21 protein-coding genes are annotated in these 23,724 nt (G+C 73.7%); 7 read left to right on the top strand and 14 right to left on the bottom strand.

The annotated features are described in order from the left end of the window. The first annotated feature begins 45 nt into the window (after positions 1 to 45). Together ACNHYB_RS12150 and ACNHYB_RS12145 are read left to right on the top strand one after the other, a co-directional pair. Positions 46 to 846, top strand: coding sequence for a deoxyribonuclease IV (locus ACNHYB_RS12150; protein WP_418275603.1), 801 nt, complete (start codon positions 46 to 48; stop codon positions 844 to 846). Between the two features lie 73 nt (positions 847 to 919). Next, positions 920 to 1,288 (top strand): helix-turn-helix domain-containing protein, encoded by a 369-nt coding sequence (locus ACNHYB_RS12145; RefSeq protein WP_418275602.1) that lies wholly within the window; start codon positions 920 to 922, stop codon positions 1,286 to 1,288. Positions 1,289 to 1,578: 290 nt separating this feature from the next. Here ACNHYB_RS12145 and ACNHYB_RS12140 read toward each other — a convergent pair whose 3' ends face one another. After that, entirely contained in the window at positions 1,579 to 2,265 is a 687-nt protein-coding gene (locus ACNHYB_RS12140) for a response regulator (protein WP_418275601.1), read from the bottom strand. Continuing rightward, positions 2,244 to 3,449: a sensor histidine kinase gene (locus ACNHYB_RS12135; RefSeq protein WP_418275600.1), complete on the bottom strand. Its 1,206-nt coding sequence runs from the start codon at positions 3,447 to 3,449 to the stop codon at positions 2,244 to 2,246. Before ACNHYB_RS12135 ends, ACNHYB_RS12140 begins: the two co-directional genes overlap by 22 nt. A 211-nt stretch (positions 3,450 to 3,660) precedes the next feature. On the opposite strand from ACNHYB_RS12135, the gene ACNHYB_RS12130 reads away from it, so the two are divergent. Both ACNHYB_RS12130 and ACNHYB_RS12125 read left to right on the top strand, forming a co-directional pair. Further along, positions 3,661 to 4,560: an ABC transporter ATP-binding protein gene (locus ACNHYB_RS12130; RefSeq protein WP_418275599.1), complete on the top strand. Its 900-nt coding sequence runs from the start codon at positions 3,661 to 3,663 to the stop codon at positions 4,558 to 4,560. Further along, positions 4,557 to 5,381: an ABC transporter permease gene (locus ACNHYB_RS12125; RefSeq protein ID WP_418275598.1), complete on the top strand. Its 825-nt coding sequence runs from the start codon at positions 4,557 to 4,559 to the stop codon at positions 5,379 to 5,381. The genes ACNHYB_RS12130 and ACNHYB_RS12125 overlap by 4 nt, the downstream gene beginning before the upstream one ends. A gap of 155 nt (positions 5,382 to 5,536) precedes the next feature. Here the strand turns inward: ACNHYB_RS12125 and ACNHYB_RS12120 are convergent, their stop codons facing one another. Together ACNHYB_RS12120 and ACNHYB_RS12115 are read right to left on the bottom strand one after the other, a co-directional pair. Continuing rightward, positions 5,537 to 7,309, bottom strand: coding sequence for a cation:proton antiporter (locus tag ACNHYB_RS12120; RefSeq protein WP_418275597.1), 1,773 nt, complete (start codon positions 7,307 to 7,309; stop codon positions 5,537 to 5,539). Between the two features lie 93 nt (positions 7,310 to 7,402). Then, complete coding sequence (locus tag ACNHYB_RS12115) at positions 7,403 to 8,290, bottom strand: DNA/RNA non-specific endonuclease (protein ID WP_418275596.1); 888 nt, start codon at positions 8,288 to 8,290, stop codon at positions 7,403 to 7,405. Positions 8,291 to 8,403: 113 nt separating this feature from the next. Between ACNHYB_RS12115 and ACNHYB_RS12110 the strand changes: the two genes are divergently transcribed. Continuing rightward, a complete protein-coding gene (locus ACNHYB_RS12110; protein ID WP_418275595.1) occupies positions 8,404 to 9,054 on the top strand; it encodes a PadR family transcriptional regulator in 651 nt (216 codons plus the stop codon). Between the two features lie 15 nt (positions 9,055 to 9,069). Here the strand turns inward: ACNHYB_RS12110 and ACNHYB_RS12105 are convergent, their stop codons facing one another. The 8 genes from ACNHYB_RS12105 to aztD all read right to left on the bottom strand — a co-directional run bounded on the left by ACNHYB_RS12105 (position 9,070) and on the right by aztD (position 19,191). Next, the gene (locus ACNHYB_RS12105) at positions 9,070 to 10,743 is read right to left on the bottom strand and encodes a PQQ-binding-like beta-propeller repeat protein (RefSeq protein ID WP_418275594.1); all 1,674 of its coding nucleotides are present in this window, start codon (positions 10,741 to 10,743) and stop codon (positions 9,070 to 9,072) included. A gap of 72 nt (positions 10,744 to 10,815) precedes the next feature. Further along, on the bottom strand, positions 10,816 to 12,456 hold the full coding sequence (locus ACNHYB_RS12100; RefSeq protein WP_418275593.1) for a PQQ-binding-like beta-propeller repeat protein: 1,641 nt from the start codon (positions 12,454 to 12,456) through the stop codon (positions 10,816 to 10,818). A gap of 27 nt (positions 12,457 to 12,483) precedes the next feature. Continuing rightward, positions 12,484 to 13,278 carry a hypothetical protein gene (locus ACNHYB_RS12095; RefSeq protein ID WP_418275592.1) on the bottom strand — a complete coding sequence of 265 codons (795 nt, stop codon included), beginning with the start codon at positions 13,276 to 13,278 and terminating at the stop codon, positions 12,484 to 12,486. A gap of 127 nt (positions 13,279 to 13,405) precedes the next feature. Next, positions 13,406 to 14,641, bottom strand: coding sequence for an ABC transporter permease (locus tag ACNHYB_RS12090; protein ID WP_418275591.1), 1,236 nt, complete (start codon positions 14,639 to 14,641; stop codon positions 13,406 to 13,408). Continuing rightward, positions 14,638 to 15,525 (bottom strand): ABC transporter ATP-binding protein, encoded by an 888-nt coding sequence (locus tag ACNHYB_RS12085; protein ID WP_418275590.1) that lies wholly within the window; start codon positions 15,523 to 15,525, stop codon positions 14,638 to 14,640. The genes ACNHYB_RS12090 and ACNHYB_RS12085 overlap by 4 nt, the downstream gene beginning before the upstream one ends. Positions 15,526 to 15,626: 101 nt before the next feature. Next, positions 15,627 to 16,346, bottom strand: coding sequence for a response regulator (locus tag ACNHYB_RS12080; RefSeq protein WP_418275589.1), 720 nt, complete (start codon positions 16,344 to 16,346; stop codon positions 15,627 to 15,629). Further along, entirely contained in the window at positions 16,343 to 17,731 is a 1,389-nt protein-coding gene (locus tag ACNHYB_RS12075; protein WP_418275588.1) for a sensor histidine kinase, read from the bottom strand. The genes ACNHYB_RS12080 and ACNHYB_RS12075 overlap by 4 nt, the downstream gene beginning before the upstream one ends. A gap of 71 nt (positions 17,732 to 17,802) precedes the next feature. Further along, positions 17,803 to 19,191, bottom strand: coding sequence for a zinc metallochaperone AztD (aztD, locus tag ACNHYB_RS12070; protein WP_418275587.1), 1,389 nt, complete (start codon positions 19,189 to 19,191; stop codon positions 17,803 to 17,805). Positions 19,192 to 19,322: 131 nt separating this feature from the next. Between aztD and ACNHYB_RS12065 the strand changes: the two genes are divergently transcribed. Next, the gene (locus tag ACNHYB_RS12065) at positions 19,323 to 19,694 is read left to right on the top strand and encodes a hypothetical protein (protein WP_418275586.1); all 372 of its coding nucleotides are present in this window, start codon (positions 19,323 to 19,325) and stop codon (positions 19,692 to 19,694) included. Positions 19,695 to 19,714: 20 nt separating this feature from the next. On the opposite strand, the gene ACNHYB_RS12060 is transcribed toward ACNHYB_RS12065, so the two are convergent. After that, entirely contained in the window at positions 19,715 to 21,043 is a 1,329-nt protein-coding gene (locus tag ACNHYB_RS12060) for a YibE/F family protein (RefSeq protein WP_418275585.1), read from the bottom strand. A 70-nt stretch (positions 21,044 to 21,113) separates the two neighbouring features. On the opposite strand from ACNHYB_RS12060, the gene ACNHYB_RS12055 reads away from it, so the two are divergent. Beyond that, positions 21,114 to 22,097, top strand: a complete 984-nt coding sequence (locus ACNHYB_RS12055; RefSeq protein ID WP_418275584.1) for a DMT family transporter — start codon at positions 21,114 to 21,116, stop codon at positions 22,095 to 22,097. 94 nt (positions 22,098 to 22,191) lie between these two features. Here the strand turns inward: ACNHYB_RS12055 and ACNHYB_RS12050 are convergent, their stop codons facing one another. After that, entirely contained in the window at positions 22,192 to 23,712 is a 1,521-nt protein-coding gene (locus ACNHYB_RS12050; protein ID WP_418275583.1) for an LVIVD repeat-containing protein, read from the bottom strand. Positions 23,713 to 23,724: the final 12 nt, after the last annotated feature.

Below are 23,724 nucleotides of genomic sequence, written 5' to 3'. Positions count from 1 at the left end.
ACGCGCGGGGCCCCCGGGTCGGTGGCGAGGCCTAGGCTGACGGGCATGAGCGAGCAGAACGGTGCCCAGCGGATCGGTGCCCACGTGTCCCTGGACGACGCCGTCGCGGACGCCGGGCGGCTCGGGGCCGACGTCGTCCAGGTGTTCGTCTCCGATCCCCAGTCCTGGAAGGTGCCGCCGCTGGAGTACCCGGGTGGCGCCGAGGGGTTCCGGTCCGCGGTGACGGACGCCGGGATCGACGTCTACGTGCACGCGCCGTACGTCATCAACGTGGCCTCGCCGAACAACCGCATCCGCATCCCCAGCCGCAAGCTGCTCCAGCAGGTCATGACGCGGGCGGGCGAGCTCGGGGCGAAGGGGGTGGTCGTCCACGGCGGGCACGTCACCGCGAAGGACGACCCGGCGACCGGGTTCGACAACTGGCGCAAGGCGATCGACTCGCTGGAGACCGACGTGCCGGTGCTGGTGGAGAACACCGCGGGCGGCGACTTCTCGATGGCGCGGCGCCTGGAACGCATCGAGCAGCTCTGGGCTGCGATCCAGCAGGCCGACGGCGGGTCGGAGGTCGGCTTCACGCTCGACACCTGCCACGCCTGGGCGGGTGGTCTGGATCTCGCCTCCGCCGTCGCGGACGTCCGTGCGATCACCGGACGCATCGACCTCGTCCACGCCAACGACTCGCGCGACGCCGCCGGCTCGGGGGCGGACCGCCACACCAACTTCGGCGTCGGACAGATCCCCGAGGACCTGCTGGTCGGTGTGGTGCGCGAGGCGGGTGCACCCGTGATCTGCGAGACCAAGGGCGACGTCGGCACCGACATCGCGTGGCTGCGCGAACGACTCTGAGGCCCCGGCCTCGGAAAGAGGCTGCCCTGTGGAAAACCTCCACGACCGGGTCGAGACCCGTCACGCTGTGACGATGCTGCACGACGAAGAGCCCAAGCCCGCCATCGAGCTCATGGTCGACCTCGACGACGCGGAAGGTGGATCCTGCAGCGACAGCGACGCGCTCGCCCGTCAGCGGCGGTTCCGCACCCCTCGGCTCCGCCAGGACGGCCTGGCGGTCGTGGCCGCCGGGGCGGTGCGCCTGGAGAGCGCGCGACGCGGTCTGTCGCAGAAGGACCTCGCCCTCGAGCTGGGCCTCTCCCGCACCGCCGTCTCGGCGCGGTTCCGGGGGCACGCGCCGTGGACGCTCGACGAGATCGGGCGCCTCGCCCAGCTCTTCGACTGCCGGGTCGTCGAGCTCGTCAGCGAGGCACCCGACATCCGCGGCCGCACCGTCTGGTGACCGGCTCGCCGAAGACGCCGACGCCGACGCGTGACGAACCACCCGGCAGTCCGAGGTCATGATGCTTGTCTTGTGCGGGTGTCAGCACCGCCGAACTCGGGACGCACGAGGCGTCGCGAATCACGCTCAGCAGGAGTTTCGCGCCCACCGGGATTGCGTCCCCTCGTGAGGTCGGGAATCCCGCGATGCTGACACCCCTGAAAAACACCCACGCCGTCCGAGGCCAGCGGTCGAGTCGCCGGACGGTCGGGACCGCACCGAGGCGCCCCGAGGACCACCACCGCCCGGGACTACCCCGCGCCCAGCCCCGACTCGTGGACCATGATCGCCGCCTGCACCCGGTTGGCGACGCCGAGCTTGTCGAGGATCCGTGACAGGTGCGTCTTGACGGTGGGGACGCTCATGAAGAGCTCGGCGGCGATCTCCGCGTTGGACGACCCGCGCGCCAGCACGACGGCGACCTCCCGCTCCCGGTCCGTCAACGACGCCACGCGTTGCGCGGCGGAACCCGGACGGACCACGGGATCCGGCACCTCCGCCGACACCCGCGCCATGAGCTGTGCCATCACCGACGGCGACAGCGTGGGTTCGCCGGCCGCAGCGGCGAGCACCGCCGCGACGAGCCGTTCGGGCGGGGTGTCCTTGAGCAGGAAGCCCGCCGCCCCGGCACGCAGCGCCTGGAGCACCAGGTCGTCCGTGTCGAAGGTGGTCAGCACGAGGACGCGGGGCGCGTCGGGCAGGGCCATGAGGAGGCGCGTCGCCTCCAGCCCGTCCACCCGCGGCATCCGGATGTCCATGAGGACGACGTCCGGACGCTCCCGTCCCACCACCTCGACGGCCTCCGCGCCGTCGGCGGCGTCGGCGACCACCCGCACCTCGGACGCGCCGCCCAGGATGAGCCGCAGCCCGGCCCGCACCAGCGCGTCGTCGTCGACGAGGACCACGCTCACCACGTTCATGACGCCCACGGTAGCCATGCCTGCACCACGAACCTGCCGTCGCCGTCGCGCACCGACAGCGTGCCGCCGGCCAGCTCGGCCCGCTCCATCAGTCCCAGCAGCCCCAGCCCGGAGGACGGCGGGCCCACCGCCCCGTCGCGCCCCTCCACCCCGTCCCGCCCGGCCGGACCGCGCGCCGGCGTCGGGTTGCTGACCGTGACCCACAGGCCCTGGCCGGGCGCGCCCCGCAGCACGATCGAGGCGGTCGAGGCGGGCGCGTGCTTGCGCACGTTGGTCAGCGCCTCCTGCACGATGCGGAACGCGCTGCGCGACATCGCCCGCGGAAGGAGACCGGGCTGGGCGACGCGATCGGTGACCCGCACGGCCGTCCCGGCGGCGGTCGTGGCCGCCACCAGGTCGTCCAGGTCACCGAGGGTGGGCTGCGGCCGCTCCGGCGCACCGGCCCTCGCTCCCTCGTCCGGGGCAGGACCGTCGAGACCACGCAGCACCCCGAGGACCTCCCGCAGCTCGCCGAGCGCCTCGTGCGCGCTGTCCCGCACCAGGGCCGCCGACGCCGCGACCTGCTCGGGCGGCAGATCGGTCCGGTAGGCCAACGCCCCCGCGTGCATCGCGACCAAGGACATGCGGTGCGCCAGCACGTCGTGCATCTCGCGGGCGATGCGGGCCCGCTCGTTCGACCGTGCCTGGGCGACACGGCTCGCCTGCTCACGCTCCGCCGTCGCGATCCGCTCGTACAGGGAGGCGACGTGCTCGCGACGCAGACCGACGTACGCGCCGATCCACACCAGCAGCGCGAACATGCCGACCCCCGCGCCGACCGCGAGCTGCCACGTCGTCTCCACGGTCGAGGGGTACAGCACCTCGTACGTCACCAGCGCGACCGTGAACACCGCACCGACGGCGACGATGCGCCACCACCTGCGGTGGGTCGCCACCGAGACCACGGCCAGCACCACCGGCCCGACGGCGAACGTCGACACCGCACCCGCCGCGCACACGACCAGGGCGACCACGGTCGGCCAGCGGTGCCGGACGGCGATCGCCCCGAAGCACAGCAGACCCACCAGGAGGTCCACCGTGAGCTCGACGTCCGAGACGTCGAGCCGTCCGGCGTCGACCTCCGCGATCGTGAACCCGAAGATCAGCACGCTGATGAACAGCGCCGTCCCGAGCCGCCACGTCTCCGACCAGACGACGGCCACCCTGGATCGGTCAGCCGGCCGGGAGGACTCAGCAGGCGCAGCGGTCACCCACCGAGCGTAGGGCGCGTCCGCGAGCCACGGGTATCCACCGTGCGGCTCGAGCGCACCTCGCGGCCTCCGCCGAAAGGATGACCAGGTACATCCTCACGGCCGACCGGAACCCACCTTCCGGGCGATGCGCCCGCACCACCCCGACGGCCAGGGTGGAGCCATGATCACCGTGGAGCACCTGACCAAGAGATACGGACCGGTCGTCGCCGTGGACGATGTCTCGTTCACCGCCGAACCAGGGCTCGTCACCGGCTTCCTCGGCCCCAACGGCGCCGGGAAGTCGACCACGCTGCGCATGCTGTGCGGCCTGACGCCCCCCACCTCCGGATCGGTGCGCGTCCTGGGTCTGCCGTACGCGGCGCTCAGCAACCCCGGTCGGCGCGTGGGCGTCCTCCTCGACGCCTCCGCCCAGCACGCCGGACGCACCGGCCGCGAGGTGCTGGCGCTCGCTGCCCTGCTGACGGGCGTCGGCCGCTCCCGCGTCGACGAGGTGCTCGACGTCGTCGGGCTCACCACCGCGGAGTCCGCGCGCCGGGTCGGCACCTACTCGCTCGGCATGCGCCAACGCCTCGGCCTGGCCGGAGCGCTCCTCGGCGAGCCGGAGGTCCTCGTCCTGGACGAGCCCGCCAACGGCCTCGACCCCGCCGGCATCCGGTGGATGCGCGACCTGCTGGCGGCCTTCGCCGACGACGGCGGCACCGTGCTGCTCTCGTCGCACCAGCTCGCCGAGATCGAGGTGATCGCGGACCGGATCGTCGTCATCGGCCGCGGACGCATCGTCGCCGACGGCACCAAGGACGAGCTGCTGCGCGGAGACGGCACGTTCGTGAGGTCCACGGACGACGCCGCGCTGACCGCGGCGCTGCAGGCGGCCGGCATCGAGGCCCAGACCCGCGTCGGCGGTGGCGTCGTCGCGACGGCAGACGCCGAGCTCGTGGCCCGTACCGCCTCGGCCGCCGGCGTCGTCGTCGTCGAGCTGCGCGAGGCCTCGTCCCGTGGGCTCGAGGAGCTCTTCCTCGAGCTCACCGCCGAGCACGCCCGTGAGGAGGTGACGGCATGACCACCGTCGACCCCGCCCTGTCCCGCCCGGCCACGCTGACGAGCCGCAGCGACGTGAAGGCCGTGCCGTTCTCCCGCCTGGTCCTGGTCGAGTGGCGCAAGCAGCTCGACACCCGCGCCGGGCGCTGGCTGCTCATCGTCATCGCGATCGTCACCGCGGGCGTCATGCTGCTCATGGGGGCGGTCGGTTCGGGCGACGTGTCGTTCGAGGCGTTCCTCATCGGCACGACGACCCCGCTGGGGATGCTCCTGCCCATCGTGGCCATCCTCGCCGCGACGTCCGAATGGTCGCAGCGCACCGCTCTGACGACCTTCACGCTCGAGCCGCGACGGCTTCGCGTGATCGGCGCGAAGACCCTGTCCGCCGTGGGTTCCGGCGTCGGCTTCTACCTGGTCGCCGTCGGCCTCGCCGCCCTCGCCCACCTGTGGGTCGTGTCCTTCCGGGGGGCGGACGCCGACTGGGACGTCACCCGGTTGACGTACGGCACGCTGCTCATGGTGGTGCTGTGGATGATCGGCGGCATCGCCTTCGGCCTCGCCTTCCTCAGCACCCCGATGGCGATCGTCACCTATCTGGTGCTGCCGGTGGTGGTCAGCACGGTCGCCCTCTTCGTCACGGCGTGGGCGGACGTGTGGCCGTGGATCGACCTCAGCACAGCGGCCGCTCCGTTGGCCGTCGATCCGGACCTGGCCGTCGAGATGGGCATGTCGAGCGGCGGGGAGATGTGGGCGCAGATCGCCACCGCCACCCTCATCTGGGTCGGCCTGCCGATGGCGATCGGTGTCTGGCGGGTGCTGCGCGGCGAGATCAAGACGGCCTGACCTCCGTCCCGCACCGAGCGGGCCCGCTGGTCGACCCTCGAGCCGAGGGGCACCCGGGCCCGCTCGACGCCCCAGGGGCGAGGGCGGTTCGAGCCCGCCGACTGCGACGCGAGCGGGTCGGCACCGTGCACTCGGGCGCGAGCGACAGGTCGGGCTCAGAGGATCTCGCCACGCATCTCGACGGCGATCTGCTCGGCGTCGAGCTGATCGAGCATGCGGGACAGGAGCGCCGAGTCGAAGGTGCCGTCCGCGCGGGCACGCAGCAGGGCTTCCCGCTGGGTCTCGATGATCCGCACCCGCAGCTCGACGAGCTGGGTCGACAGGTCCGTGGACCGAGCGGCGGCCTCGTCCTGCTCCGACTCCTGCTTGACGATGGCGCGCCGGGCACGCTCGAGCACCGGCGGCGCGTACGGGGAACCGTCAGGACGTCGCGGCCCGACGCCCGACAGCAGGTCGGCGGCGGCGTCGTGCACGACGGCGCGCAGACCGGCCGCATGATCCTCGGCGTTCGGCGACGCCACACCCGCGAGGCCGAGCCGGCGCACCACCCAGGGAAGCGTCCCGCCCTGGACGAGGAGCGTCCCGGCCGCGACGCCGAACGCGACCAGCACCAGCAAGGACCGCTGCGGGAAGTCCGCGGGCAGCGTCTGCGCCGCAGCGAGCGTCACCACGCCCCGCATCCCCGCCCACACCAGCACCACGCCCTCGCGAGGGCCGAGCGGTGCGGCGGCCAGGTAGTCGATGTCCGCCACACGTCGCGTGAGCCGGCGGCGGAACTGGTCGATCCGGTCCACCAGGCGCGCCCGACGGCGGGCCTCGCTCAGGGCGTCCATCATCTCCGACGAGTTCAGCGGCCGGTCCGGGTCGTGGGCGGCGAGCTTCGTGTCGATCCGGTCCTGCATGGACACGTACGCCTCGCGTCGCGCTGCACCGCGCCGCCTGCGGCGGGCGAGCAGGCGCAGCAGCGGCAGGATGAACGCCGCGCGGATCACGACCACCCCGACGGCCGCCACCACCGCCACACCGAACGCCAGCCTCAGGGAGCCGTGCACCTCCCGGACGTCCGTGACCAGCGCGAAGAACTCCAGCCCCATCACGAGGAACAACGCCCCCTCGAGCAGCCCTTCGACGGCGCGCCAGTTGGTCCTCTCCGCCGTGCGGACCTGAGGTGTCAGGAAGCGCGCGGACAGGGTCCCGGTCACCAGACCCGCCGTCACGGCTGCGACGATGCCGGACCCCTCCAACGCCTCGGCCGGCAGGTACGCCGCGAACGGCACCAGGAACGACACGCCGGTCGAGAGCGCCGGGGTGGGCAACCGCCGTCGGACCCGGAGCCCGACGAGACCCACCACCACCCCGCTGACGACCGCGACGGCGACCGCCCACACGAAGTCGCCGACGACGGACCAGAACGACACGCTCGCGGCCGTCGCCGCGACGGCCGACCGCAGCAGGACCAGGGAGGTCGCGTCGTTCAGCAGGCCCTCGCCGTCGAGCACCGTGACGACCCGTGCCGGCGCTCCGAGGCGCTTGATGATCGACGTCGCCACCGCGTCCGTGGGGCTGACGATCGCGCCCAACGCGATGCCTGCCGCCAGGTCGAGGCCGGGGATGATCCATGCGAACACGAACCCGAGGCCGACGGCGGACACCACGACGAGCAGCACGCTCAGCCCGGAGATCGCACCGAGGTCTCGCCGGAAGTCCATCGAGGGAAAGGACGCCGCCGCCGCGTAGAGCAGCGCGGGCAGCACCCCGGCGAGGACGATCTCGGGCTCCACCTCCAGCGCCGGGACGGCGGGCACGAAGCTCACCACGACACCGATCAGCACCAGGACCAGCGGCGCGCCGACCCCTGCGCGCGGCGCGAGCGCGGACACGGCGATGATCACGGCGACGGAGGCGACCGCCACCAGCATGACGTCCATGCACCTCACGGTAGGCGCGCCCCGTCGCCCCCGCCCGCAGCGCGTCCGGCCGGGCGCTGCCTCGCGGGGCGGGCGCCACCTCGCGCCGCGGGGCTACCTCGCGGGGGTGAGGGTGAGGTCGGCGGGTGAGTCGACCGGGGTCCAGCCGTGCGGCACGGTGCCGACGCGCAGCGGGCCGACGGCGCGACGCGCGGCGGGCAGCACGTCGGCCGCGACGAGGGGGCCGAGGTCGAGGTCGGTCAGGGACTCGACGTCGGCGACCGGCACCTGGAACGTCCGGTACGGGCCGAGCGGCGGGACGTCGCCGACCGCGAGCGCTCGCGCCGACGCGGCGCGCAGGTCGGCGGCGTCGAGCTGGGGGCTCTGGTCGAGCAGGAACGCGGCCGACCGGAGCACCGTGCCGCCGTCGGCCCAGGCCACGACCTTCCAGAACTGCCGGGGCAGGGCGATGCCGCGGTACGCGGGGTCGGCGGGGTCGAAGACGCAGCCGGTGTGCACGACGAGGCGGTGGTCGTTCGCGTCGGCGTAGGCGAGGACGTGGTCCTCGAGCCCGTTCCACAGCTCCTTCGACTGGTTGAACGTGTCCACCTGGGGGGCGGCGTTGGTGTAGACGAACGTGGCCTCGCCGGCGACCCGGGCCTCGGCCTCGGTGCCCCACATCGGGTCGAGGCGCCGCACGAGGTGGCCGCGGTCGAGGGGGTTGTCGCGGTAGAGCTCGTTGCCGGCCTGCTCCTGCGGGGGCGCCTGGGCGTCGAGCCGCCAGCTGCCGGTGCGCCGCAGGGGGTGCAGGTGGGCGCCGTCGACGAGGCAGGCGGCGACGGCCGCGAGGCGGCGGTGCGGGTCCAGCAGGATGCTGAAGTGCGGGTGGTCGAGCTGTCGCAGCGGGCGCGGCGGGGCGCCGTCGTCGGGTGCGACGGGGGTGGGGAGCGGGACGTTCAGGGCGTCGTCGGGGCCGAGGAAGCGGGCGTCGTAGCCGGTCACGAGGACATTCTGTCGAACTGTTGTCAACGATATATCGTTGATGTATCTTCGATACGTCGGATGGAGCGACCTGCTCTCCGACCACCGCCCACAACGATCTCAGGAGAGACACCATGCGTACCCCCCACCACTCCTTCACCCGCCCCGAGGGGCCCAGCGACGACTTCACCGACAGCTTCACCGACGACCCCCGCCGCCCGGGTGACCACCCCCGCGGCGGCCGCGGACGCCGCGGAGGCTTCGGCCCCGAAGGTCTCGGTCCCGGCGGCTTCGGCCCGGGCGGCTTCGGCCCCGGCGGTCGCGGCCCCGGACATCGCGGCTCGCGGCGCGGGCGCGGCCAGATGCGCGCCGCCGTCCTGCTCCTCCTCGACGAGGGGCCGCGCCACGGCTACCAGATCATCACCGACATCACCGAACGCTCCGACGGCACGTGGCAGCCCAGCCCCGGCGCGGTCTACCCCGCCATCGCCCAGCTCCAGGACGAAGGTCTGGTGTCCGTGGCGGACGACGGCGGTCGCCGCCTCGCGTCGCTCACCGACGCCGGCCGCACCTACCTCGAGTCGCACCGCGACGAGCTCGGCACCCCGTGGGAACAGACCGACGACCCGCGACGCGGCGGCCACCGCGAGCTGCGCACCGCGCTGCACGCGCTGCACGGCGCCGTCGAGCAGGTCGGTCGCACCGGCACCCCGGAACAGACGGCCAAGGCCGTCGAGATCCTCACCACCGCTCGGCGCGAGGTCTACCTCCTCCTCGCCGAGTGACCACCGGCCCTCGCCTCAGGTGGCGCCGAGGGCCGCCAGGCCCTTCGGCCACCACCGCAGCAGGTGCCCGTCCACGGCGACCTCGACACCCCACCCGTCCTCGACCTGCTGCGAGGACCACAGGTCCTCCCCGGTCGTCACGTCCACCGCACGCCACAGGGAGATCACGCTCGCGTCCGTGTACACGGGCACCACGAGAGCCACCACGGCACCGTCGGTGAACACCGACCGGACGCCCCCGTGGCGGGCCTCACCGGTCGTCGCCGCCACCTCGTCCACGACGTCCGGCCGCACCCAGAGCACCGTGCCGTCCGCCAGGTCCAGCCCGACGAGACGGTCCCGGACGTCCATCACCACCGCCGTGCGCGCCGTGCGGGCCAGCACCTCCACGGCCTGCACGTCGCTGGACCACACCTCCTCGCCCGTGCCGTCGACGGCGACCGTCCCGTCCGCTCGCGCGACCAGCCAGCGGTCCCCCGCCACCCCGTCGGCCGCTCCGTCCGTCGCCCACGGGTCCAGCAGCCGGCCCTCGACCGAGAACCGGAGCACCCCGTCGGCGTCCAGGACGTCCTGGTCCCACGCCGCGCGACCCCACCCGCCCGCGGACACCGCGAAGCCCCCGTCGGCCAGGGGCCGCACCCGGCGCACGACCTCGTCGGCGGAGCTCTGCAGACCCGACAGGTCCAGCGGGCTGCCCGTCGGGGTCAGGTACGCGAGGATCCCGCACCCCGACACCCCCACGAGCCGCTCGCCGACCACGTGGTCGATCGTGCCCGCCCGGTCGAGCTCGGCGTTGCGGCCGCCCGCCGACCAGCGCACGCACTGGTCGGTGTCGAGGACCTCGCCGAACGGCACCACGGACGTCCACCGCTCGTCCCCGGTGAGGGCGTCCACGAGCGTGACCTCCAGGTCGTAGCCGTCGTCGATCTCGCCCGTGACCCGCAGGTCCGTGAGCGGGTCCCCCTGGAGGCTGACGTCCACGTCGTCGGGCTCGCCCACCCAGGTCGCCGTGAGGACGGAGGATCCCGGTCCCGGCACCGCCAGGTCGTACCCGTCGCCGATCGCACGCCGCGCCAGCACCGTGCCGTCCGGCTCCACGACCGTCACCGTCTGCTCGCCCGCCCCCGACTCCCCGACGCACACCACCTGCTCCGACGGGTTCAGCTCGACGCGCTCCGACCAGAACTCCATCCCCGGCCCGCACGTGCCCGACGGGTCCATCAGGTCGACGGTCCACCGCCGCTCGCCGGTCGCCAGGTCGAGGCCGATCAGGTGGTCGAGACGTTGGACGGCGGCCACGTCACCGGCGACGGCGACCAGCCCCCGGGAGACGTCGGCGCTCTCCTCGAGGTCCTCCACCCGCCAGATCTCCTGCGGGGGGACCGACAGGTCGAGCACGCCACCCGCAGCGGCCCGCAGCTCGGCGACGTGGTCGCGGTCGGAGACCTCGCGCACGACGCCGTACGTGCCCACCAGCGCGACGCCCACCACCAGCACGGTCAGCCGGGTCCGCCGCGACGTGCGTCGCCAGGCGGTCTGCCACCGGCCGGGTCCCCGCGGCGGCGCACCACCGCCGGCGCCGTCCCCGCCGCCACCGTCACCGTCGGGCACGGCGTCGGGTCCGGCCTCCCCCTCGTCGGGTACCAGGTCGAACGTGTACGCCCCCTCGGGACCGCGTCGCCGCCCCATCCTGCGACCGTAGCGCGGCTCCGGCCCGCACACCGGGCGACCGGTTCCTGCCGTCGCAGCGGACCCGGGACCCTACGGGGTGGCGTAGCCCCGCACCGTCGAGTCGGTGGTCGGCGCACCGGTCCGGGCGTCGTACGTCTCGCCGTCGCCGGTCTCGGCGATCACGACGTGGCCGTCGACGGCCATCACCTGGGCCAGGGGGTCCGTGAGCTCCATCGACCAGCGCGTGGCGCCGTCCCCCAGGTCGAGCGCGAAGAGCTCGGCTCCGCTCTCCACGCCGGACGTCACCAGGAGCCCGACCCGTCCGTCGGTCAGGCCGGACACGAGATGGCCGCCGCTGCCCGGCCCGAGCCGTTCCTCGCTGCGCCAGAGCACCTCCCCCGTCTCGACGTCGAGCGCGAGCGGGCCGCCGTCGTCCTGCGCGACGACGAACGTCCCGGCGGCCTGCAGGAACGCGCGGGTCATCCGCGGCTCGCCCTCGGTGTGCCACCGGCGGGTGCCGTCCCTGTCGTAGGCCGCCATGCCGTCGGCGACCACGGCGAGGAGCGGTGCGTCGACGTCGTCGGTGGTGCTCACCTCCATCACGTACCCGGGGACCGAGAAGCGGCTGCCGTCCGGGCCCTCGACGGTCGTGCCGTCCTCCGTGTAGGCGAACCGCAGACCGTCGGACTCCCGCTCCCGGCTCCAGGTCCCCTCGGTGACCGTGCCGTCGGCGGCGATGCTCAGCACGGTGCTGCAGACCGCCAGGAAGGTGCTCATGCCGTCGGCCTGGGCGTACGGTCCGGTGCCGACCCAGCTGGACCCGCCTCCCGTCCCCGTGTCGCCCAGGCAGTCGAGCACGACGGCGCTGTCCACCGTCAGCTCGCCGCGGCCACGCACCTCGCCCGTGAGGGCGTCCTCGACCCGCAGGGCCGGGTCGTGCCACTCGCCGGCGGCCCGCCGGGCGTCGAGCTCCGCCAGGACGTCGGCGGGGTCGTCTCCGGTCACCTCGATGTCGACCACGTCGCCGACGGCGACGGCCCCCTCCCTCATCACCAGCGCCACCTCACCGTCCCGCTGGTCCCCGGCGGTGGCGTTGCCGACCTCCCCGAGGACGCGCCGTCCGAGGATCTCGCCGTCCGCCGCCACGACGACCGCCGTGCGCTGCGGCGACCCGACGAGACAGACGACGCTGTCCTGCGGCTCCAGGTCCGAGCCGTACGTCCAGCCGTCGTAGGCGCTCCCGCACTGCAGGTCACGGCCGAGGTCGTGGCGCCAGGCCTCCTGCCCCGTGACGGCGTCCACGGCGAGGACCTCGCTGCCGTCCCGGAGCACGAGCAGGCCGCCGTCGAGCTCGGCCAGGACGCCGCCGTCGGACTCCACCTGCCAGGTCTGCACGAGCGGGACCGAGAGGTCCACCACCCCGCCGGGCAGGGCAGCCATGCGCGCGGCGTGCGCGGCGTCGGCGCGGTGGTCGAGCACCACCGCTGCCCCCGTGACCGCCACGGCGACGGTGGCCGTGGCGGCGACGACGCCGATCCGGGTGCGGCGCGGCACCGCCGCCCACCGGGCGCGGACAGGACCTGTGACGTGCGCGGTGGACCACGACCGGAACCGCGAGCGGCGAGGCGGCTCGCCGGCGGCCCCGGTGCCGCCGTCGTGCGCCGTGACGTCCTCGACGTCCGGGCCGGTGTCGATCTCGATGATGAGGCGGGAGTCACGCCGTCGTGCCATGGCGGTAATCTACCGGCCTGTTCCGGGTCAAAGAGAGGCGTTCGCCAGGAGCTGCGGACCCACCACCGCCGCCGTGGCCGCCACCGGCAGCACCGTCGTCAGCACCCCTGCCGCGCGCACCGTCGCGGCGCCGGGCGCCTGCCGGTCCAGGTCGAACAACGCCGCCAGCGCCCACACCGCCGCGAGCAGCAGCAGCACCGCCCCGAGCACCGCGCCCGCCGCCCCGGACCCGAAGGCGCCCAGGGCCGCGAGCGCCCCGAGACCCGCCACCACGGTGAACAGCCCGAGGGACGCGCCGACCTGCCGGCGGGCCTGCTCCGCGTCGTCGGACCTCGTGGCCGGCAGCCGTGCGGCGCGCCTCAGGCCGCCGTGCACGCGCACCCCCAGCACGCACAGCCCGGCGAGCAGCAGGGGTGCGGCGGCGAAGACGACGGCGCCCGGGCCGGTGACGTCACGCCCGTGCGGCAGGGCGAGCTCCCACCACGCCACGCCGAGGAGGCCGCCGAACGCCGCCACCAGCACCGACCCGGCCGCGCGTCCGGTCGCGTCCCACGCCGTCCGTCCGGTGCCGCGTCGAGCCGTCGCACGGCGGCTCATCCACGGTGCGGCGGCGCCCAGCACCCAGGCCACCGCGAGCACGACCACCAGGGGACGGCCCGCCCCCCACAGCACCGCGGCGACCTGGCCGAACGCACCGACGAGCAGGCCGACGGCCGCGAGCAGCCACACCCCACCCCGCCACCGGCCCTGCCCCGCACCCTCGACGAGCAGCCACCCCACCAGGAGCACTGCCAGCGCAAGCCCCCAGGCGACCCCGTTCACGGCGGGGTCCGGAGGGCGTCGACGGCGGTCATGCGACCGACGCTAGGCCGCACCACCGCCGTCGAGGAGCCTGTTCAGGGGTATTCGGGGGCTGACCCCGACCAGAACCGGGGGATACCCCTACCCGTCACGCCTCCGCGCCGAGGGCCTGCTTCCACGACACGCGTCCGCCCGACTGCAGGAGCGCCCCGCGGAACGCCCGCTCGCACACCAGCAGCGCGCCGACGGCGAACCCGGCCAGGATCACCAGGGAGACCACCGGCTCCCACCACGACGCCTGACCGGACAGCACCCGCACCGGCATGGCGACCACGTTCGCGAGCGGCACGTAGGACAGCACCGTCAGGAACGTGCCCGAGGCGGTGAACGTCACGAAGTAGATCCCCGAGACGATCACCATCATGGGGGTCATCGTGTGCTGCAGGTCCTCCTGGCGGCTCGCCAGCGCGCCCGACACCGCGAACAGCGCCGCCAGCGCCAGGAACCCGACGGTGAAGAACACGACGAACCAGATCAGCGACGTCGACACGGCCGGCAGCGCCAGGGACACCGGTGAGACCGCGATCGCGACCAGCCCCACCGCGGCGAACAGCAGATTCTGGGCGAGCGCGATCACCGAGTTGCCGAGGATCTTGCCGACCAGGAGCTGACGCAGCGGCACCGCCGTCGCGATGATCTCCACGAGGCGCGACTGCTTCTCCTCCACCACCGAGCCGGCGATCATCGTGCCGGACGTGAGCGCCCCGGTGAAGAACAGCAGGGACAGCGCGAACGACGCGAAGAACAGCATCTGCTCGCCCATCGCCCCCGGGTCGAGCTGCTCGGTGGTCAGGGTCGCCCCGACGCTCAGCTCCGCCACGGACGTCCCGGCCGCCGCGGCGTTCTCGCTCACGACCTGCTGCTCGATGCTCGCGCCCAGCAGGCGCGTCAACGTGCCGTCCGGTTCGCCCTCGCCCGTCAGGACCCAGCCGTCGTCACCGGGGTGCAGCCACACGTCCGCGTCACCGTCGGTCAGGGCCGTCCGCGCGGCCGCGTCGTCGGCCACCGCCAACGGCACGATCTCGTCGGTCGAGTCCTCCGCGGCCGCCAGCTCCTGCGCCGTCGCCACGGCTGCCGCCCCGGCCGCGTCGGCGCTGCTCACCGCGACGGTGTAGGTCTCGACGCGCGAGCCCTGCCAGGCGAAGAAGCCCGCCAGCGCCGCCAGCACGGCGAGCGAGACGACCAGCCCGACGGCGAACGACTTGTTGAGGGCGCGCACCACGATCTCGCGCTGCATGACGAGCAGCCACGCACCGCGCGGTGCCTCGGCCGGGACGCTCGCCCGCGACGAGGTGGACTCGGGGGTCGGGGCCAGGGTGGTCATGCCGTCACCTCACGGTAGATCTGGGCCAGCGAGGGCCTCACGGGACTGAGCTCGTGCACCGGGCCGCGCTCCAGGGCCTCGGCGAGCAGACGCTGCGACGCGGCGTCGTCGACCAGCTCGAGCAGCGCCGTCGGACCGTCGACGTCCACGGCGTGCACACCGGGCACACCGCGCACCCACCCGGCGTCGGACCCGACGACGAGCCGGTGACGGACCGTGCCCGCCGAGCGCAGCTCGTCCGGCGTGCCGTCGGCGACGACCTCGCCGGAGCGCAGGATCACCAGACGCTCGCAGAGCCGCTCGACGAGGTCGAGCTGGTGGGAGCTGAACAGCACCGGGACGCCGCGGGCCGTGTGCTCGCGCAGCAGGTCGACCATGCCGTCCACGGCTGCCGGGTCGAGCCCCGAGAACGGCTCGTCCAGGACGAGGGCCTGCGGGCGACCCATCAGCGCGGCCACGATCTGCACCCGCTGCTGGTTGCCGAGGCTGAGCTTCTCGACGTGGTCCTTGACGCGCTCGCCGAGCCCGAGCCGCTCCAGCAGGTCGAGCGCCTCCGTGCGGGCCGCCGACGCGGGGACGCCGCGCAGGCGCGCCAGGTAGACGAGCTGGTCGAGGGCGGGCTGCTTCGGGTACAGGCCGCGCTCCTCGGGCATGTAGCCGAAGCTGCGACGGTCGGCACGGGTCAGGGGGCGGCCGTCGATCAGCACCTCGCCGGAGCTGATGGCCAGCACGCCCATCATCATGCGCATCGTGGTCGTCTTGCCGGCGCCGTTGGAACCGACGAACCCCGTCAGCAGGCCGCCCTCGGCCGTGAAGGAGATGCCGTCGACGGCACGGCGCTCGCCGAAGGTGCGGGTCAGGTCTCGGACCTCGAGAGTGGTCATGACCACGAACCTAGGGCGCCCGGGCCGCCGGCGGATCCCCCTCGGGACGGAACCTGGGCAGTCCGTCCGGCGGTGGATGACGACGCCGGTCGGGAGCCTCGTCAGTCCGTCTCGATCAGCCCGTGCCGGTGCACGTGGACGACGGCCTGCACCCGGTCACGCAGGTGCAGCTTCGCCAGCACGTTGGAGACGTGGGTCTTGACCGTGGCCTCGCCGAGGAACAGCGCGGCCGCGATCTCCGCGTTCGACATCCCCCGCCCGACGTGGACCAGCACCTCGCGCTCGCGGGGTGTGAGCCGGTCCAGCCCGGTCGCCGGGGGCCGCGACCCGGCGGAGACCTCGGTCGCCGCCGAGACCGTCGACTCCCCGGACGACGCTGACGACGCTGACGACGCCTTCGAGGCCGCCGAGACCATCCTGTCCACGACCCGCCGGGTGACCTCCGGGGAGAGCAGCGCCTGCCCGGACGCCACGGTGCGCACGGCGTCGACGAGGTGCTGCGGGTCGGCGTTCTTCAGCAGGAATCCCGACGCCCCGGCCGCGAGCGCGTCGAACACGTACGCGTCGTCGTCGAACGTGGTCAGCACCAGCACCTTGGCGGTGTCCTCGGCGGCGATCCTGCGGGTGGCCTCGATGCCGTCCATGACGGGCATCTGGACGTCCATGAGCACCACGTCGGGGCGCAGCTCACGGGCGGCGGCCACCGCCTCGGCACCGTCGGTCGCCTCGCCGACGACCTCCAGGTCGGTCTCCACCTGGAGGATGAGCCGGAACCCGGACCGGACGAGCTGCTGGTCGTCCACGAGCAGGACGGTGGTCACGCGGACTCCTCGGGCAGCGGCAGGCGGACCCGCACACGATAGCCACCGGTCACCCGCGGCCCGATCTCTGCTGCGCCGTGGTGCACCGCCACCCGCTCCCGCAGCCCCATGAGGCCGAGCCCGGTACCGCCGGACCCCGGTCGGGGGCGGCCGTCGTCGAGCACCTCGACCTCGGCGAACCCGTGGGCGAACCGGGCGTCGTCGGGCAGTCCGCGGCGCTCGACCCGCACGGTCACGCGTGCCGTCCTGGCGGTGGAGTGCTTGCGGACGTTGGCGAGCGCCTCCTGCGCCGTGCGGTACAGGCTGAGGCCCAGGGAGGCGGGGACGTCGGGTGCTGCGCCCGCGGGCGGGTCGCCGTCGGGCGCGACGACCAGGCGGTACTCGACGTCGAGCCCGTCGTCCCCGGCGGCGAGGTCCGCGATGTCGGCCAGGCCGGGCTCCGGGGACCGGTCCTTGCGCGGCCCCGCGTCGTCGTCGGCGCGGCGCAGCGTGCCGACGAGCCCGCGCATCTGCTCGACGGCGTCGCGCGACGCGGACTCGATCGTCGTCAACGACTCCTGGGCGTCCTGCGGTCCGGCGCCGTCCCGGGCCAGGACGCGGCGCGCGGCCGCGGCATGGATGCCGATGACGGACACGTGGTGCGCGACGACGTCGTGCAGCTCGCGCGCGATGCGCAGCCGGTCGGTGACGACGGCCTGCTCGCGCAGCGCGTCCGCCTGCCGGGCGATGGTGCGCGCCTGCTCGGCGAGCTGTGCGCGACGCCGGGCGCTGTTCCAGCCGACCTGGCCGACGGCGACCGCGCCGAAGAAGTACGCGATGTTGGTCAGCCAGTTGACGAGCACGATGGCGGTGAGCGGCGAGACCGTGCCGGGCGGGTCGTCGAGCAGCCCCTCGGCGGCGAGGTAGTCCTGCAGGGACGTGCTGATGACGAGCTGCCAGAACAGCCAGCCGAACATCACCGCCAGGCAGGCGGACACCACCAGGAGCATCGCGCGCCGGTCGCGTGCCCAGGCCACCGCCGTGTACAGGGTGAGGAAGTAGACGACCTGGAGCACCTGCGTCAGCACCACAGCGGGCACGGTGAGCCCGACGAGCAGGAAGTGCGTGTACACCACGGCGAGGACGGCCAGGGGGTAGCGCCGGCGCAGCACGAGCGGGAGCGCGCCCGCCGCCGACAGCAGGTAGAGCAGCCACACCGGCGTGGTGTCGTCCTGCAGGAACCCGGCCGAGCGGGCCAGCTCCACGCCTGCCACCGACAGGGCGGTCAGGGTCAGGCCGAGCCAGACGTCGCGCCGGTAGGCCCCGCGGGGGTCCGCGGGCCGGCGCTCGAAGTCCGTGTCGAGCGCGAACCAGGTGCGGAGCGCCTCCACGGTGCGATGGACCATGGCCTCAGCCTAGGGACGACGACGACGGCGCGGATCCGTCGTGAGACGGAGTCCGCGCCGCGAGACCGTGGTCAGTGGTCGTGGTCGTCCTCGTGATCGTCCTCGTCGGCCTCGTCGGCCTCGTGGTCGTGCTCGTCGGCGTCGGCCTCGTGGTCGTGCTCGTCGGCGTGCTCGTGGCCGTCGGCCTCCGGCAGCCCGGTGACGCCGTTGATCTCGTTGGGCGTGACCCCGATCTCGCCGGAGAGCCAGACCTCCTGGTCGACGAGGTCGACGGCGTGGATCGAGTCGGTGGCGGGGTCGGTGACGTACACGGACCCGTCGAGGGCGAGCACGGCCGGGCGGGCGTCCTGCCACTCGGTGGGCTCCTCCCACGGTTCGATGACGGGGATGGAGGCCGTGATCTCCCCCGACTCCGGGTCGATGACCTGCAGCGCGCCGTCGGTGGTCAGCACGAGCGCCTCGCCGTCGTCGCCGCGGGCGAGCGAGCGGAACGTGTAGGAGGCGGGCAGGTCGACGAGGCGGATGCCGGCGTCGCGGGTGTCGACGAGGCTGACGCGGGTGGGCCGTTCGAGCTCGGCGTCGGGGTCGGTCTTGTAGTCGCCGAGCACGATCGGGGAGACGGGCGTGCCGGCCTGGTTGCCGATGCGGGAGTAGTCGTCGGGGGTGTCGACCTTGGCGATCGTCCCGTCGTCGACGACGAGCGCCCCGTCGGTGCAGCCGACCACGACGACCTCGTCGGCGGCCACGGTCTCGCCGTGCACGCCGGGGCACTCGTCACTGGCGGCGATCTCCTCGCGGGCGGCGTCGAGCACGCGGATGCCGGTGCGCTCGTCCTCGGTGCCCTCGGTGACGACGAGGGTGTCGTCGTCCAGGGGGACGGCCACGCCGTGGTGTGCGGCGGGCAGCTCCACGGTCTCCACGGCGGCGCCGGCCGTGGGCGCGTCCGCGGAGGCGACGAGCTGCACCGTGCCGGTGCCGTCGTCGAAGAACGCGGTGACGCCGTCGTGCACGACGACGTGGCCGGGGGTGGTGGCCGCGTAGGTGACGTCGGTGAGCGCGGGCGCGGCGGTGAACCAGTGGTGGTGGTCGTCGTGGCCCTGTCCCCAGGTGCCGAGGTCGAGCACCTGGAAGCCGCCGGTGGTGGAGACGGCCAGGTGCCGGCCGTCGCCGAGGGGGTTGAGCCGGTTGAACCCGGCGAGCTCGACGTCGCCGACCTCCTCGAGGGTCTGGGCGTCGAGGATCTTGACACCGCCGTCGTAGGTGACGGCGAGCCGTGGGGTGCGGGCCTGGACCTCGGTCGCCTCGCCGGCCGCGTCGGTGCCGGCGGCCGCGGTGTCGGACGGCGCGGCGGCGCCGGCGGCCTCGTCGCCGGTGGTGTCCGGGTCGGCGCAGGCGGCGACCAGGGCGAGCGGCAGGGCGAGGGCGAGCGCCGTGGTGGCGCGGCGGGTGCGGGTGCTCATGGATGTCTTTCCGTGTCGGGGCAGCGCGAGAACCGGATCCAGGAATGAGAACCGTTCGCAGAACTGCCCCGATCTAAGCACGAGTGATAACCATTTTCAAACACTGGATCGGCCCGAGACCTGCGCCACCTGTGCCGACGAACGCCAGTGGGTCCCCGCCTCCGGCCAGCGGTGGGCCACCCTCGCCGAGCTCGCCGCCGAGGGACGCCGTCGAGCTCTGGTCCGGCGAGCGGCAGATCCTTCCCGGGGTCACGCTGAGCCAGACCGGCGGCCACTTCCCCGGCTCCGCCGTCGTGCACTGGGCCGGCGGCGCGGACGGCCGCGGCGTGCTGCTGTCCGGGGCGGTCGCGACACGGGTCGCCGAGCACGTCGCCCGCCGGCCGTTCGACCGGCTCTACAACAACTTCGCGGACGTCGTCCCCGCGGACGCGCGCGACGTCGTCCTGCGCTCCGCCGCACGCCACGCGGCCTGGGCGCGCGGCGACTTCGACGACCTCACGTGATCCGTCTCACCTGATCCGACTCACCCGAGCCGCGCCGCCCCGGCCCGCTCGTCGCCACCGACGCCCCCGACGGGCTCGACGGGCTCAGCAGGTTCAGCAGGTTCAGCAGCACGGTCGACCGGCCCGCCGGGGACCACCACCGCGGCGATCGCCGTCGTGACCGGGATGGCGAGCACCAGCCCGATGGAGCCGACGAGGGTCCGCACCACCTCCTCGGCGATCTCCCCCGACGTCAACGACATCAGCGGCGACTGGTCCAGCAGCCACACGGTGAGCAGCAGCGGCAGCGCGGCCCCCACGTAGGCGAACGCGATGGTGTACACCGTCGAGGCGATGTGGTCCCGGCCGATCCGCATCGCGCGGGCGAACAGCACGCGACGCGGGGCGTGCGGAGCCATCGCCCGCAGCTCCCACACCGCCGACGCCTGGGTGATGGTGACGTCGTTGAGGACACCCATCCCGGCGAGCACCAACCCGCACAGCGCGATGCCCCGCAGGTCCACCCCGGGCGCGATGAGGGGCAGGTTCTGGGCCATCTCGTCCGACGCACCGCTGATCCGTGCGGCTCCCGTCGCCCACGCGCCGATCCCCGCGGTCAGCGCCAGCCCCGCCAGCGTGCCGAGCAGCGCCACGGTGGTGCGCGCCGTCAGCCCGTGCGCCACGTACAGCACGACGAGCATCACCGACGCCGACGTCACCAGCGCGACCGCCAGGGCGTCCTGCCCCGCGAGCAGCGCCGGGAACGTGAACCACACGAACACGGCGAACGCGGCACCGAGCCCGACCAGCGCCGCCAGTCCGCGCCAGCGCGCCACCAGCAGGACCACCAGCACGTACGCGGCGGCCAGCAGCCCGAACGGCACGTCGCGCTGGTGGTCCATGAACACGTACGGCGTGACCGACTCGGCGAAGTCGCCGATGAACAGCGCCGTCACCCGGTCGCCCGGCTCCAGGGCGAACCGCGGGTCCGCCTGCATGCCCGACGTCGACCCGTCGGGCAGGCGCACCTCGACGTCCCCCGCGGTGGCGTCCTCGACGGTCGGCCACGAGTCGCCGTTCGACTCCGCCAACGGTCCGACGACGGTCACCACGACCAGCTCGCTGCCCTCCACCACGACGGGGACCCGCTCCGGGACGTCGGCGGCCGACGGCCACAGCGCCCACAGGCCCAGGGCGGTGACGAGGATCGCGGGGACCACCAGGCACGCGAGCACCACCCGGGTGCGCCACGGCGCGGGCGGCACCGGCCCGCCGTGGGAGTGGGCGTGCACCGGCAGCTCCTCGGCGGGGCGCTCGGGGCGCCCGGAACGGGCGTGGCGGGCGCGCGCGGGGTCGACGTCGGTGCTCACGGTCCGCATGGTGCCATCCGCAGGCAGCCGGACGGGGGCGCGCACGCCGCGGGTGCCTAGACTCCCCCGGGTGACCTCCTCCGCCCGCTCCGTCGTCGTGGGCGTCGCCGCGGCCGTCGTGGCCGGTCTGTGCGCCGCGGCGCAGAGCCGCGTCAACGGCACCCTCGCCCAGGAGGTCGGCTCCGGGTTCGCCGCCGCCGTGGTCTCGTTCGGCTCCGGGCTGCTGGTCCTCGGTCTCGCGCTGGCGTGCTGGCCGGCCGCGCGGGCCGCGGTCGGGCGGGTCGCGGCCGCCCTGCGCGCGCGACGGCTGCGCTGGTGGGAGGTGCTGGGCGGTGCGGCCGGCGGGTTCTACGTCGCGGCGCAGGGCCTGACGGTGGGGACCCTCGGGGTCGCCCTGTTCATGGTGGCGGTGGTGGCGGGGCAGTCCGTCAGCTCGCTGCTGGTGGACCGGCTCGGGATCGCACCGGGCGGGGTGCGGCTCGTGACGCTCGGCCGTGCCCTCGGCCCGGTGCTGGCCGTCGTCGCGGTCGGGATCGCCGTGTCGGGGTCCCTCGACCAGGTGGACCGGCTCTGGATCGCCGTCGTGCCGTTCCTCGCCGGGGCGGGCCAGGCGTGGCAGCAGGCGGTCAACGGGCGGGTCCGCAGCGCCGCGGAGACGACGTCGTCGTCACCGTTCGCCGGGGTCGCGGCGGCCACGTTCGGGAACTTCCTCGTCGGGACGGTGGTGCTGCTCGTCGCGCTCGGCGTGTCCGTGCTGGTGGTGGGCGCGCCGACCGGCTCGCTGCCCACCGACCTCCCGCTCGACCTCGTGCTCTACGCCGGCGGCCTGCTCGGCATCTGCTTCATCGCGATCCAGGCGGCGGTGGTGCACCGGATCGGAGTGCTCCTGCTCGGGCTGGGGATGATCGCCGGGCAGATCGTCGGAGCGCTGGTGCTGGACGCCGTCGTCCCCGACGCGGCCGCCCCCGGGGCCGCGATGTACGCGGGCGCCGCGCTGACGCTCGTCGCCGTCGTCGTCCCTCTGGTCGAGGCGCGCCTGCTCGGGCGCCGCTGACCGCGACACGGCGCGGCGACCGCGACGGCCCGCCCTGCGCAGCAGGACGGGCCGTCGCGCCCGGACCTCCGGGCGGGTCGAGCGCAGCAGGCGGTCAGTGGAAGCTGATCTGCTGCTGCGGGTTGAACTCGCGGTAGGTGTGGGTCTTCTGCTTGCCGACCGCGCGGTCGCTGATCTCCAGGACGTCGAAGCCCTGCTGGATGTCGTTGGAGAAGACGTAGCCGTTGTAGTAGTACGCCGACCACGACCCGCCCAGGACGAGCCGCTCGGTGGACAGCGGACCGCGGTCGAACCAGGCGATCTCCTTCGGGTTCGCCGAGTCCGTGAAGTCGTACACGGAGATGCCGCCCTGGTACCAGGCCTGGACCATGACGTCCTTGCCCTTGACCGGGACGAGCGAGCCGTTGTGGGCGACGCAGTTCTCGGTGTTGGTGTTCGTGCGCGGGATCTTGTAGTAGCTCGCGAACTCCAGCCGGAGGTCCTCGATCTGCGGCTTGTCGTGCCCCTTGCCCTTGCCCTTGCCCTTGCCCGACTTCTTCGCCGACGCCGTGTCGTCCACGACGATGTCGTAGATGCCGTTCGCTCCACGCGTCGGGCCGACGTCCGGGTTGCACGTCGCCGCGCCGCCACCGCCGAGCTCGTCGGTGAACACGACCTTCGTGCCGTCGTCGTTGAACGTCGCGGAGTGCCAGAACGCGAAGTTCGTCGTGTCCCGCACGGTGTCGACGACGACGGGGTTCTCCCGGTCGGAGATGTCCATGAGGATGCCGTCACCCATGCAGGCGCCGGCCGCGAGGTCGAGCTCCACGTAGGTGGTGATGTCGTGGCAGCCGGAGGTGTTGGTGTACCCGCCCTCGGGGAACAGCACCGGCGTGGACACGACCGCGGCCCGCTGCGGCGCCTTGACCGGGATCTTCACGATCGAGACGAGGTCGTGCGGAGGCTGGCAGTCGGGGAACGCGCCGTTCGGGCTGTACGAGGACACGTACGCGTAGAGGTCGCGGCCGTTCTTCGACGGTGCGAGCGAGTGCGTGTGGGAGCCGCACGCGGTCTCGACGGCGGCGACGTACTGCGGGTTCCGCACGTCGGAGATGTCGAAGATCTTCAGCCCTTCCCACGAGTCCTTGACCGTGGCGGACTGGGAGGTGCTGGCGCACGAGTCGTCGCTGCGGGAGGAGTCGGTGGACAGCACCAGGAGGTCGTCGTAGACCGAGATGTCGTTCTGCGAGCCGGGGCAGAGCACCTGCACGACCTGCTTCGGAGACTTCGGCCTGCTGATGTCGTAGATCGTGAAGCCGTTGTAGTTGCCCGCGAACGCGTACTTCCCCTGGAAGGCGAGGTCCGAGCTGTAGCTGGTCTCCGCCGCGAAGTCCCCGTTCTTGGGGATGGTGGCGAGCAGGTCCATGCGGAAGTCGTCCGACGTCCCGGGCAGGCTCAGCGAGTCGGGCACGGCCGAGTCGTCCAGGGCGGCGATGCTCTGGGCGGGCAGCTCGGTCCCGTCCCCGGGCTCGGCGAAACCCGGGGCGGCGAGGGCGAGGGAGCCGACGGCGATGGCTCCGGCGAGCGCTCCTGCCCCGAGTGCACGGCGACTCTGCGGTGATGTCCTGGGACGCACGGGCGTCACACC

The sequence above is a fragment of the Isoptericola jiangsuensis genome, assembly GCF_048320105.1.
Classification (GTDB): domain Bacteria; phylum Actinomycetota; class Actinomycetes; order Actinomycetales; family Cellulomonadaceae; genus Isoptericola; species Isoptericola jiangsuensis_A.
This window is presented reverse-complemented; position numbering and strand designations above follow the sequence as displayed.